The 12418-nt window shown below is 70.6% G+C and carries 11 protein-coding genes; 7 read left to right on the plus strand and 4 right to left on the minus strand.

What is annotated here, in order from left to right; all coding sequences use genetic code 11:
* The first annotated feature begins 37 nt into the window (after positions 1-37).
* Complete coding sequence (locus ACFC1W_RS11090; RefSeq protein ID WP_375992291.1) at positions 38-922, plus strand: 3-methyladenine DNA glycosylase; 885 nt, start codon at positions 38-40, stop codon at positions 920-922.
* 1 nt (position 923) lies between these two features.
* On the opposite strand, the gene ACFC1W_RS11095 is transcribed toward ACFC1W_RS11090, so the two are convergent.
* Both ACFC1W_RS11095 and ACFC1W_RS11100 read right to left on the minus strand, forming a co-directional pair.
* Positions 924-2165, minus strand: coding sequence for a glycoside hydrolase family 3 N-terminal domain-containing protein (locus tag ACFC1W_RS11095; RefSeq protein WP_375992294.1), 1242 nt, complete (start codon positions 2163-2165; stop codon positions 924-926).
* Between the two features lie 55 nt (positions 2166-2220).
* Entirely contained in the window at positions 2221-3162 is a 942-nt protein-coding gene (locus tag ACFC1W_RS11100; protein ID WP_375992297.1) for a heme o synthase, read from the minus strand.
* A gap of 317 nt (positions 3163-3479) precedes the next feature.
* On the opposite strand from ACFC1W_RS11100, the gene tkt reads away from it, so the two are divergent.
* Genes tkt through pgl form a run of 6 tightly spaced genes read left to right on the plus strand, consistent with a single transcriptional unit; the run spans position 3480 to position 11639 of the window.
* Positions 3480-5579, plus strand: coding sequence for a transketolase (gene tkt, locus ACFC1W_RS11105; protein ID WP_375992300.1), 2100 nt, complete (start codon positions 3480-3482; stop codon positions 5577-5579).
* Entirely contained in the window at positions 5576-6697 is a 1122-nt protein-coding gene (tal, locus tag ACFC1W_RS11110) for a transaldolase (RefSeq protein ID WP_375992303.1), read from the plus strand. The genes tkt and tal overlap by 4 nt, the downstream gene beginning before the upstream one ends.
* Positions 6694-8316 carry a glucose-6-phosphate isomerase gene (locus ACFC1W_RS11115; protein ID WP_375992306.1) on the plus strand — a complete coding sequence of 541 codons (1623 nt, stop codon included), beginning with the start codon at positions 6694-6696 and terminating at the stop codon, positions 8314-8316. Before tal ends, ACFC1W_RS11115 begins: the two co-directional genes overlap by 4 nt.
* Before the next feature lie 15 nt (positions 8317-8331).
* Complete coding sequence (gene zwf, locus ACFC1W_RS11120; protein ID WP_375992308.1) at positions 8332-9882, plus strand: glucose-6-phosphate dehydrogenase; 1551 nt, start codon at positions 8332-8334, stop codon at positions 9880-9882.
* Entirely contained in the window at positions 9879-10838 is a 960-nt protein-coding gene (locus tag ACFC1W_RS11125) for a glucose-6-phosphate dehydrogenase assembly protein OpcA (protein ID WP_375992310.1), read from the plus strand. The genes zwf and ACFC1W_RS11125 overlap by 4 nt, the downstream gene beginning before the upstream one ends.
* A 21-nt stretch (positions 10839-10859) precedes the next feature.
* Complete coding sequence (gene pgl / locus ACFC1W_RS11130; RefSeq protein ID WP_375992312.1) at positions 10860-11639, plus strand: 6-phosphogluconolactonase; 780 nt, start codon at positions 10860-10862, stop codon at positions 11637-11639.
* 173 nt (positions 11640-11812) lie between these two features.
* Here pgl and ACFC1W_RS11135 read toward each other — a convergent pair whose 3' ends face one another.
* Together ACFC1W_RS11135 and secG are read right to left on the minus strand one after the other, a co-directional pair.
* Positions 11813-12169, minus strand: coding sequence for an RNA polymerase-binding protein RbpA (locus ACFC1W_RS11135; RefSeq protein ID WP_191766318.1), 357 nt, complete (start codon positions 12167-12169; stop codon positions 11813-11815).
* On the minus strand, positions 12169-12417 hold the full coding sequence (gene secG / locus ACFC1W_RS11140; protein WP_191766317.1) for a preprotein translocase subunit SecG: 249 nt from the start codon (positions 12415-12417) through the stop codon (positions 12169-12171). The genes ACFC1W_RS11135 and secG overlap by 1 nt, the downstream gene beginning before the upstream one ends.
* Between the last annotated feature and the right edge of the window lies 1 nt (position 12418).

A 12418-nucleotide genomic window follows, 5' to 3' on the forward strand; every position in this document is an offset into this window, starting at 1 on the left:
CGGCGGATGCCATGGTGGTCGTGCGTATCCTCGAACGGTGACGATCGCCCCGCCCCAGCGCCCCGTGCTCCGCGCGGCCGACTGGCGCGCACGGGAGTCCGCTCACCGCGCGCGGGCCGACGAGCTGACGGCGGCGCACCGGCGACGAGCGGCGCGCGGTGAGAAGCATCCCGTCGAGGACTTCCTCTTCACGTACTACTCCTACAAGCCGTCGCTGCTGCGGCGCTGGCACCCGGGCGCGGGCATCGAGCTCGCCGAGGCTGCCGGCACCGACCGGGCAGGCTGGCGCTGGTACGCCGCGGGCGACACCCCGGGCGCCCTGACCCTCGACGCGGCCGCGTTGCGCGCCGAGCGCGGTGCTCTCATCGCCAACATCGGCCGCATCCTGCGCGCGACCGCCGGACGAGCGGGCAGCTTCGGATGCTTCGGCCTGCACGAATGGGCGATGGTCTACCGTGAGCGCGGGCACCGCCACGAGGTGCCGCTGCGCCTGGGCCAGGAGGCCACGGACGCCGTCGTGGAGGCCCATGACCTGAGGTGCACGCACTTCGACGCGTTCCGCTTCTTCACGCCGGCGGCCGTGCCACTCAACCGCGACGAGCCGACGCGCGAGCGCCAGACCGACCTCGAGCAGCCCGGATGCCTCCACGCGGGCATGGACCTCTACAAGTGGGCGGTCAAGCTCGGGCCCCTCGTTCCGGGCGACCTCCTGCTCGACACCTTCGCCCTCGCCCGCGACATCCGCACGCTCGACATGCAGGCCTCGCCCTACGACCTCGCCGACTGGGGCTACGCGCCCGTGCGGATCGAAACGGTCGAGGGCAAGGCCGGGTACGTGCGCGCGCAACGCGGCTTCGCCGAGCGCGGCCAGGCGCTGCGCGCGCGACTCCTCGACGCCGTCGACGCGCTCGACGCCTCTTGAGTCAGCCGACCGGCGGACAGTCGCCGCAGGGCAGGAGTCCGCGGCCGTCCGCCGCCAGCTGCAGGCGCAGCTGCGCCACCCGCGTCGCCGCCTCGCGCAGGCGTTCGGGCGGGAGCGTCCCCGCGTCCACCGCCGCGACGATGCCGTCGACGATGCGCGGTGCGCTGTCGGCCGACGTGAACATCACCGACAGCAGCAGGTCGTTCCCGGCGGCCAGCGCCGCCACCGCGTTGGCGACGGGGTCGGAGTAGGACGAGATTCCCGATGCCTCGAGCATGCCGAGGTCGTCGGTGACCGCCACTCCGTCGAAGCCGAGTTCCTCGCGCGCGATGCGGTGCCACTCGGCCGAAAGGGTCGCCGGCCGCGCATCCACCGCGGTGTACGCGAGATGGCCGAACATCAGCAGCGGCGCCCCGGCGTCGATGCCGGACCGGAAGGGCTGCGCCGGGCCGCTGAGCCACTGGTCCTTGCTCATGTCCGTGGACGGGACGCCGCGGTGCGAGTCGCCGGGGGCGGCGCCGTGGCCCGGGAAGTGCTTGAGCGTGGACAGCGCCGCGCTGCTCTCGCCCGTCACCGCTGCGGCGACGCGATCGGCCGAGGCCGCAGGGGTGGTGCCGAGCGCGCGGCGGAAGATGAACGACGAGGGATCGTCGGTCTCGTCGGCGACGATCCCGAAGTTCACGCCGATACCGGCGCGCCCGACGAGCGCGCCCCGGCCGGCGAACGCGGTCTCGGCTGCGGCCGGTGCCTCGTTCTTGAGGTCGACCGAGGAGCGGAAGTCGTCCCACGGCAGTCGTGAGACGTCGCCGCCCTCCTGGTCGATCGCGAGCACCGGCGGGAAGGCGGCATCCGTCGTCAGAGCTGCCGTCACGGCGCGAAGCGTCGCCTCGTCGCCCGGCACATTGGCGCCCATCAGGATGAAGCCGCCGATCCCGGTCGCCTGCATGTAGGACTTCAGCGCCCCGGGGTCGGTCGTCGGGATGTGTCCCATCACCACGGAGGCAGCCTGCTCGCGCGTCGACATCGCCTCCACCCGTTGCGCGGCGGCGGCGGCGAGGTCGTCGGCGGGCGCCGGTTCGACGACGACGGATCCCATCGCAGTCGGCGTGGCCGTCGCAGACGGGGTGGCCGCGGTCGCAGACGGGGTGGCCGCGTCATCCGCCCACGATCCGCCCGCGCTGCCGAGCACGAGCACCGCGACGATCGCCGTGCCGGCGCCGGCCGCGCGATGACGTGCTCTCACGGGGTCAGCCTAGGCGCGCAGTCGAATGCGCGGGTCCTCGATGCGGATCGAACGATCAGAACGGGAGCAGCGGATCGACCGCGATCGCGACGAAGATCAGCGTCAGGTAGGTGATCGAGGCGTGGAAGACCCGCATCGGACGCGGCTCGGTGCCGCGGACCGCACGGTTGTAGAGGCGGTGCGACTCGTAGATGAACCAGCCGCCGAACACGAGCGACGAGACGGTGTAGACCAGCCCCATCCCGGCGACGGGGATGAGCAGGAGCGAGCACGCGACGGTGGCCCACGCGTAGAGGATGACCTGCAGGCCGACCTGCGAGCCGTTGCGGGTGGCGCCCAGCATGGGCACGTCGACTCCTTCGTACTGGTCCTTGTACTTCATCGACAGCGGCCAGTAGTGCGGCGGCGTCCAGAGGAAGACGAGCACGAACAGGATGACGGGCGGCCAGGCCAGCGAGCCGGTGACGGCCGTCCACCCGATCAGCACCGGGAAGCAGCCGGCGATCCCGCCCCAGACGATGTTCTGCTCGGTGCGGCGCTTGAGGATCATCGTGTAGATCACGACGTAGAAGAAGATGGCGGCGGCCGACAGCGTGGCCGCGAGCCAGTTGGTCGTGAACAGCAGCCACACGGTCGAGAACACCGCGAGCGTCCACGCGAAGATCAGCGCCCCGCGGGGCGACACCTCGCCGGTGACGAGCGGCCGGTTGACCGTGCGCTGCATGTGGGCGTCGATGTCGCGGTCGAGGTACATGTTGAACGCGGCCGCCGACCCCGCGCTGGCCGTGCCGCCGATGACCGTCGCGACCACGAGCCAGAGGTCGGGAAGTCCGCCCTGGGCCAGGATCATCACCGGAACGGTCGTGACGAGCAGCAGCTCGAGCACGCGCGGCTTCATCAGCGCGATGTAGGCGCGGACGGTGCGGCCGAGCGGCTGGCGGGACTCGCGAGGAGAGTGAGCGGATGCCTCGGCACCCGCCGTCGTCGTGATGTCCATCTCCCCCGCAATCGCCGCCCGCAGAAATCACTCAAGTCTATGGCATGGGGCTGAAGATCCCCCGCCGCGGACTGGCGCTCACATTCGGCGGCGCACTCGCGTGAGCGAAACGTCACGCATGCGACACGACCACGACATGCACAACACGGGCCGGTCCGCAAGACTCTGTCACACAGCGGCTCACATCGCCGGGGCGGCATGCCCCTTCGCTATGCTGAGACCACACGCGCGCCCGCGTCGATCCCCCTTCGCCCACTCCCGGGACAAGGCTGTGGTTCGGCCCCTGTCGGGCGCACCTTCATTAGAGAGGCGGTCCCGTGTCGGAGCTGCGTTGGGATGAGATCGATCGGCGCGCGGTGGACACCGCTCGTGTGCTGGCTGCGGACGCTGTGGAGAAGGTCGGCAACGGCCACCCCGGCACCGCGATGAGCCTGGCACCTGCCGCGTACCTGCTGTACCAGCGGGTGCTGCGCCACGACCCGGCCGACACGCACTGGGTGGGGCGCGACAGGTTCATCCTGTCGGCCGGACACTCGTCGCTGACGCAGTACGTGCAGCTGTACCTCGGCGGCTTCGGCCTCGAGCTGGAAGACCTCGAGTCGCTGCGCACGTGGGGCTCGAAGACGCCCGGACACCCGGAGTACGGGCACACTGCAGGTGTCGAGATCACCACCGGCCCGCTCGGCCAAGGCCTCGCCTCGTCGGTCGGCTTCGCCTACGCGGCGCGCTACGAGCGCGGCCTGTTCGACCCCGAGACCCCGGCGGGCGAGTCGCCCTTCGACCACCACATCTACGTCATCGCCGGCGACGGCGACCTGCAGGAGGGTGTGACCTCCGAGGCGTCGAGCCTGGCCGGCCACCAGCAGCTGGGCAACCTCATCGCGATCTACGACTCGAACCAGATCTCGATCGAGGACGACACGAACGTCGCCTTCACCGAGGACGTCGCGAAGCGGTACGAGTCCTACGGCTGGCAGGTGCAGGTCGTGGACTGGAAGAAGTCCGGCGAGTACGTCGAAGACGTCGCCGAGCTTTACGCCGCGATCGAGGCGGCGAAGGGCGAGACCGCCAAGCCGTCGCTGATCATCCTGCGCACCATCATCGGCTGGCCCTCGCCCGGCAAGCAGAACACCGGAAAGATCCACGGGTCGGCGCTCGGCGCCGATGAGCTCGCCGCGACGAAGAAGGTCCTCGGCTTCGACCCCGAGCAGTCCTTCGTGGTCGCCGACGACGTGCTCGCACACACGCGCTCGCTCGCCGAGCGCGCCGCCGATGCCCGCGCCGCCTGGCAGGAGTCCTTCGACGCCTGGGCCGCGGCCCACCCCGAGCGCAAGGCCCTGTTCGACCGTGTGCAGGCCCGCGAGCTGCCGGAGGGCATCGCAGGGGCACTGCCCTCCTTCGAGGCGGGCAAGGACGTCTCGACGCGTGCCGCGTCGGGCGTCGTCATCAACGCACTCGCCGCGGAGCTCCCCGAGCTGTGGGGCGGATCGGCCGACCTGGCCGAGTCGAACCTGACCACGATCAAGGACGGCAAGAGCTTCATCCCCGCCGAGTGGTCGACCCACGAGTGGTCGGGCGACCCGTACGGCCGCGTGCTGCACTTCGGCATCCGCGAGCACGCGATGGGCGCGATCGTCAACGGCATCGTCCTGCACGGCCCGACTCGCGCGTTCGGTGGAACCTTCCTCATCTTCAGCGACTACATGCGCCCCTCGGTGCGCCTTGCCGCCCTGATGGACATCCCGTCGATCTTCGTCTGGACGCACGACTCGGTCGCCCTGGGCGAGGACGGCCCGACGCACCAGCCGGTCGAGCAGCTCGCGACGCTGCGCGCGATCCCCAACTTCGCCGTGGTGCGCCCCGCCGACGCGAACGAGACCGCCGTCGCGTGGCTCGAGCTGCTGCGCCGCAACGCCGGACCCGCCGGCATCGCGCTCACCCGCCAGAACATCCCGGTGTTCCCGCGCGGTGAGGGCGAGGCATCCGGTGACACCTTCGCATCGGCCGAGCTGGCCGCGAAGGGTGCGTACGTCCTGGCCGAAGCGCCCGGCGGAACGCCCGACGTGATCCTCATCGCCACCGGCTCCGAGGTGCAGCTCGCCGTCGCGGCGCGCGAGACGCTCGCCGCCGAGGGCGTGAACGCCCGCGTGGTGTCCGCTCCCTCGCTGGAGTGGTTCGCCGAGCAGGACGACGCCTACCGCGAGTCGGTCCTGCCCGCGTCGGTCACCGCGCGCGTGTCGGTCGAGGCCGGCTCCGCGCTCACGTGGCGCGGCATCGTCGGCGACAAGGGCCGCTCGGTCGCCATCGACCACTTCGGCGCCTCCGCCGACTACAAGACCCTCTTCCAGAAGTTCGGCATCACCGCCGACGCCGTCGTCGAGGCGGCTCGCGAATCCCTTAAGGAGAACGCAGCATGAGCACCCCCACCGAAAAGCTCTCCGCCGCCGGCGTGAGCATCTGGCTGGACGACCTGTCGCGCGAGCGCATCACGTCGGGCAACCTCACCGAGCTCATCTCGACGCGCAACGTCACGGGCGTCACCACGAACCCGACGATCTTCCAGGGCGCCATCGGCGGCGGCGGCCACGCGTACGCCGACCAGATCGCACAGCTGGCGGCCAAGGGCGCGTCGGTCGACGAGGCGATCTTCGCCGCGACCACCGATGACGTCCGCGACGCGGCCGACATCTTCCGCCCGGTGTACGACGCCACGAAGGGCGTGGACGGCCGCGTGTCGATCGAGGTCTCCCCCGATCTCGCTCACGACACCGACGCCACCGTCGCGCAGGCCAAGGAGCTGTGGGCGACCGTCGACCGCCCGAACGTGCACATCAAGATCCCCGCGACGAAGGCCGGCCTCCCGGCCATCACCGCGGTGCTCGCCGAGGGCATCTCGGTGAACGTGACGCTCATCTTCAGCCTGGAGCGCTACGCCGACGTCATCGAGGCGTACCTCGCCGGAATCGAGAAGGCGAAGGATGCCGGACACGACGTGTCTCAGATCCACTCGGTCGCCTCGTTCTTCGTGTCGCGCGTCGACACCGAGGTCGACAAGCGCCTCGAGGCCATCGGCACCGACGAGGCCGTCGCGCTGAAGTCGCTCGCCGGCGTCGCCAACGCGCGGCTGGCGTACGAGCTGTACGAGCAGGCGTTCGCCACCGACCGTGCCAAGGCGCTGCTCGAGGCCGGCGCGAACGCACAGCGCCCGCTGTGGGCGTCGACCGGCGTCAAGGACCCCTCGCTGCCCGACACGCTCTACGTGACCGAGCTCGTCGCACCCGGCACCGTGAACACGATGCCCGAGAAGACCCTCGAGGCGACGTTCGACCACGGCCAGATCGCCGGCGACGCCGTCACCGGCGCCTACGCGGCCGCACACAAGGTGTTCGCCGACCTCGCGGCCGCGGGCGTCGACTTCGCCGACGTCACCCAGGTGCTGGAAGACGAGGGCGTGTCGAAGTTCATCGCCTCGTGGCACGACCTTCAGGGCACGGTCAAGACCGCGCTCGAGAACGCGCCCGAGGTCGCACGATGAGCTTCGAGATCCACCTCAGCGGCCACGTCAAGTCGGTCGTCGACGAGACCCTCCCCGGCCTCGTCGCCAGCCTCGTCGCGTCGGGCATCACCGCGGGCGACGGCTCGCTGTGGGGCCCGGCAGCCGAGGAAGAGGCGTCCAAGCGTCTCGGCTGGGTGCAGGCGGTCAGCGTCTCGCGTCCCCTCGTGCCGCAGGTCGAGGCGCTCCGCCAGCAGCTCGCCGCGAAGGGTGTCACGCGCGTCGTGCTCGCGGGCATGGGCGGCTCGTCGCTCGCGCCCGAGGTGATCGCCCAGACGGCCGGCGTGCCGCTCGTGATCCTCGACTCCACGGCCCCCGGTCAGGTCCTGGCCGCCATCGACGGCGACGCCCAGCAGGGCGACCTCAGCAGGACCGTCCTCGTCGTGTCGTCCAAGTCGGGCTCGACCGTCGAGACCGACTCGGCGAAGCGCGCCTTCGAGGCGGCCTTCCGCGACCTCGGCATCGACCCCGTCGAGCGCATCGTGGTCGTCACCGACCCGGGTTCGCCGCTCGACCAGGCGGCGCGCGCCGACGGCTACACCGTCTTCAACGCCGACCCCACGGTGGGTGGTCGCTACTCGGCGCTCACCGCGTTCGGGCTGGTTCCGGCCGGTCTCGCCGGCGTGGACATCGCAGAGATCCTCGACGAGGCGGAGGCGACCCTGCTCGAGGTCGCGATCGACAGCCCCGACAACCCCGCGCTCGTGCTCGCCGCGGCCATCGCCGGCGGCGAGCCCCGTCGCGACAAGCTCGGCCTGGTCACCGACGGCACGCACATCGTCGGCCTTCCGGACTGGATCGAGCAGCTCGTCGCGGAGTCGACGGGCAAGCAGGGCACCGGCATCCTGCCCGTCGTCCTGCTCCCGGTCTCGCCCGAGGTCGAGAACGTCCCTGCCGACCTGCAGATCGTGCGCCTGGTCGACGAGGCGAAGCGGTTCCACCTCTTCGAGCACCACAACGGCGAGGTCCTCGTCAGCGGCTCGCTCGGGGCACAGTTCGTCGTCTGGGAGTACGCCACGGCGATCGCGGGCAAGATGCTCGGCATCAACCCGTTCGATCAGCCCGACGTCGAGTCCGCCAAGATCGCCGCACGCGGCCTGCTCGATGCACGACCCGAACCGACCGAGCCGGCGTTCACCGCCGAGGGCGTCGAGGTGCGTGTGTCCGACCCCGAGCTCGCAGTCTCGGGCACCGTCGCCGGCGTGCTCGACGCGCTCTGGTCGCGTCTGCCCGCCGACGGCTACGTCTCGATCCAGGCCTACGTCAACCGGCTCGAACTCGACCAGCTCACCGGACTGCGGGAGCTCATCGCCGCCGACTCCGGACGCCCGACGACGTTCGGCTGGGGCCCCCGGTTCCTGCATTCGACGGGACAGTTCCACAAGGGCGGCCCGGCGAACGGCGTCTTCCTGCAGATCCTCGAGCGCACCGACACCGACCTCGAGATCCCCGACCGTCCCTTCACCTTCGGTCAGCTCATCCAGGCACAGGCGGCGGGCGACGCGAGCGTGCTCGCGGATGGCCACGGCCGCCCGGTCGTCACGCTCACGCTCACCGACCCCCGGATCGAAGTGCTCTCGCTCTTCGAGGCGGCCCAGTAGGAGACACGCTCCCACATGACAGTCGAGATCTCACGCGGCGGCAACCCGCTGCGCGACCCGGATGACCGTCGCCTCAACCGGATCGCCGGTCCGAGTGCTCTCGTGATCTTCGGGGTCACGGGAGACCTCTCCCGCAAGAAGCTCATGCCGGCCGTCTACGACCTCGCCAACCGCGGGCTGCTGCCTCCCGGCTTCGCGCTCGTCGGCTTCGCCCGGCGCGACTGGGAGGACCAGGACTTCGCCAAGGTCGTCTACGACGCCGTGCGCCAGCACGCGCGCACCGAGTTCCGCGATGAGACGTGGCAGCAGCTGCTGCAGGGCATCCGCTTCGTCTCCGGCGAGTTCGACGACCCGGAGGCCTTCCGCCGCCTGAAGGAGACCGTCGACAAACTCGACACCGAGCGCGGCACGATGGGCAACCACGCGTACTACCTGTCGATCCCGCCGAAGGCGTTCCCCCTCGTCGCGGAGCAGCTGAAGGCGTCGGGCCTCGTCGACGACACCGCCGACCAGCCCGACCGCTGGCGCCGCGTGGTGATCGAGAAGCCGTTCGGCCACGACCAGGAGTCGGCACGCGCTCTCAACGACGTGCTGCGATCGGCGTTCCCGACGGACTCGATCTTCCGCATCGACCACTACCTCGGCAAGGAGACGGTCCAGAACATCCTGGCGCTGCGCTTCGCGAACGAGCTGTACGAGCCGATCTGGAACCGCAACTACGTCGACCACGTGCAGATCACGATGGCGGAGGACATCGGGGTGGGCGGCCGCGCCGGCTACTACGACGGTGTCGGCGCCGCTCGCGACGTCATCCAGAACCACCTTCTGCAGCTCATGGCGCTCACCGCGATGGAGGAACCCATCTCGTTCGACGCGAAGGACCTCCGCGCCGAGAAGGAGAAGGTGCTCGCTGCGGTCACCCTCCCGGCGGACCTCGGGCGTTCGACCGCCCGCGGTCAGTATGCCGGCGGATGGCAGGGCGGCGAGAAGGTGCTCGGCTTCCTCGAGGAAGACGGCATGGACCCGCAGTCCACGACTGAGACGTACGCCGCCGTCACGCTCGAAGTCAACACGCGCCGCTGGGCCGGCGTGCCGTTCTACCTGCGCACCGGCAAGCGCCTCGGCCGCCGAGTCACCGAGATCGCCGTGGTGTTCAAGCGCGCCCCCGAGCTCCTGTTCTCGCGCAGCCAGACCTCGGGTCAGGGCCAGAACGCGCTCGTGATCCGCGTCCAGCCCGATGAGGGCGTGACGATCCGCTTCGGCTCCAAGGTGCCGGGCGCGGGCGCCCAGGTGCGCGACGTCACGATGGACTTCGGCTACGGCCACGCCTTCACCGAGGCGAGCCCCGAGGCCTACGAGCGCCTCATCCTCGATGTGCTCCTCGGCGACCCGCCGCTGTTCCCGCGGCACGAAGAGGTCGAACTGTCGTGGAAGATCCTCGACCCGATCGAGAAGTTCTGGGAGGCCCAGGGCGGACCGCTCGAACAGTACTCGCCCGGATCGTGGGGCCCGGATTCCGCGGACGAGATGCTCGCCCGCGATGGTCGCACCTGGAGGCGCCCGTGATCGTCGACCTTCCCGACACCACCGTCAGCAAGATCTCCCGTGCACTCGTCAACGTGCGCGAGGAGGGCGGGGCCGTGGCGCTCGGCCGCGTGCTGACGCTCGTCATCCTGACGCGCGAGGGCGCCGTCGAAGAGGTGATCGAGGCGGCGAACGACGCGTCGCGTGAGCACCCGATGCGCGTCATCGTGCTGATGATCCCCGACGGCGACGACGGCGAGTCCCGCCTCGACGCGCAGATCCGTGTCGGCGGCGACGCCGGCGCGAGCGAGGTCGTCACGCTGCGCGCGTTCGGCGACGCCGGCCGCTCGAACCTGGAGAGCCTGGTCACGGGCCTGCTGCTGCCCGACGCGCCGGTCGTCGTGTGGTGGCCCAACCGCACGCCCGCCAACATCTCGAAGACCTCGATCGGCCGCATCGCGCAGCGCAGGATCACGGATGCTGCGACGAAGTCCGATCCCTCGGCCTGGGTCGCCGGGCTCGGCGAGCAGTACGCACCCGGCGACACCGACCTCGCGTGGACGCGCCTGACGCGCTGGCGCGAGCAGCTGGCTGCGATCCTCGACCAGCCGCCCTACGAGCCGGTCGTCGGAGTGCGGGTGCGCGGCGCGGCCGATTCGCCGTCCACCGCGCTCCTCGCGGCGTGGCTGCGCCTCACGCTGGACGTGCCCGTCGACTGGGCGTACCTCGACGCCGAGGAGTGGCCGCACGGCATCAAGTCCGTCGCGCTCGTGCGCCCGAGCGGCGAGGTGCTCCTCGAGCGCCCGAGCCCCGGCGTGGCGATCCTGACCCAGCCGGGTCAACCCACGCACGACCTCGCGTTCCCGCGCCGCACGCTGCGCGAGTGCCTCGCCGAAGAGCTCCGTCGCCTCGATCCGGACGTCCTGTATGGTCGAGTGATCACCGAGGGCTGGGAGCTGCTCGACCCTCCGGCGACGAAGGAGACGCAGGACGCATGAGTCGTGTGGTGAGTGACCACGATGGTTGAAGCCTGGGCCGAGAAGCGGGTGGTCATCTCCCCCGATCCCTCCACGCTCGCCGAAGCGGTCGCCGCACGGTTCCTGAGCCGCGTCGCGAAGCGCGTCGACGAGGGCAAGCTCGCCCACATCGCGCTCACCGGCGGGTCGATGGGTGCGGCGGTCTTGGCCGCAGCCGCCCGCAGCCCTCGCATCGAGAAGATCGACTGGTCCGGCGTCCACTTCTGGTGGAGCGACGAGCGCTGGGTGCCGAAGGGCCACGACGACCGCAACGAGAAGCAGTCGCGCGCCGCACTCCTCGACGCGCTCGACATCCCCGCCGGTAACCTCCACGTCGCTCCGGCGAGTGACGAGGGCCTCGACCTCGACGCCGCGGCGGACGTCCACGCCGAGGAACTCGCGCGCTTCGCCGGATCGGAGGGACCGTGGCCGTCGTTCGACGTCTGCTTCCTCGGTGTCGGGCCGGACGGCCACATCGCCTCGCTGTTCCCCGACCGGCCGGAGATCCTCGTCACCGACCGCTCGGTGCTCGGCGTGCGCGACTCCCCCAAGCCGCCGCCCGAGCGTCTCACGATGACCCGGCCCGTCATCAACAGCTCGAAGCGCGTCTGGATGGTCATCGCCGGTGCCGACAAGGCCGCGGCCCTCGGCCTCGCCCTCGCGGGCGCCAGCTACGCCAGCGTGCCGGCCGCGGGCGCCAAAGGCCGCAAGCGCACGGTCTTCTTCGTCGACCAGGCAGCCGCGGCCAACGTGCCGCCCGAGCTCATCGACCGCGAGTATTGACGCGATTCGGATCGGTGCGGGCGCAGCCCGCGTTGATGCGAATCGGGTCGAGGTCGAGTGCCGCCGCGAAGCGACGGTGTATCGAGATCCAAGCGAAACCGGGTCGGATCGCCCCCGGAACGAACAGAAGAGCGGATGCCGAGGCATCCGCTCTTCTGTTGAATCCGTCGTGGTCAGTCCTGGCCGCGACGCTCGCGCAGCTGCTTCAGCGCGTCGTCGAGGAGGGCGTCGGCCTCTTCCTCGGTGCGGCGCTCCTTCACGTACGCGAGGTGCGTCTTGTACGGCTCGGTCTTCGCGACCGCGGGCGGGTTGGCCTTGTCGCGACCGGCCGGCAGACCGGAGTGCGGAGAGTCGATCGTGTCGGGGATCTCCTCGTCGGGGATCCCGGCGGCGAAGTACCGGACGGTCTCGTTGCCGAGCGCGTCCCAGTAGGACACCGCCACCCGATCTGCGTGGAACCCGTGATCCTGCTCGCCCATCGGCCCGGCACCGACGCGGGTGCCGCGGATCGCGTTGCCTCCGGTCGCCATCAGAGCGCCTGGAACTTCGTGATCAGGCCGAGCGCCACGATGGCCACGAACCACACCAGGGCCAGGATCACCGTGAATCGGTTGAGGTTGCGCTCAGCGAGTCCGGACGAGCCGAGCGCGGACGTCATGCCGCCGCCGAACATGTCGGACAGGCCGCCGCCGCGCCCCTTGTGGAGCAGGATGAGGAGGGTCAGCAGGAGGCTCGTGATACCGAGGAGCACCTGCAGGACGAACTCGAGGATCTGCACA

The organism is Microbacterium sp. NPDC056003 (genome assembly GCF_042274785.1).
Taxonomy (GTDB): Bacteria; Actinomycetota; Actinomycetes; order Actinomycetales; family Microbacteriaceae; genus Microbacterium.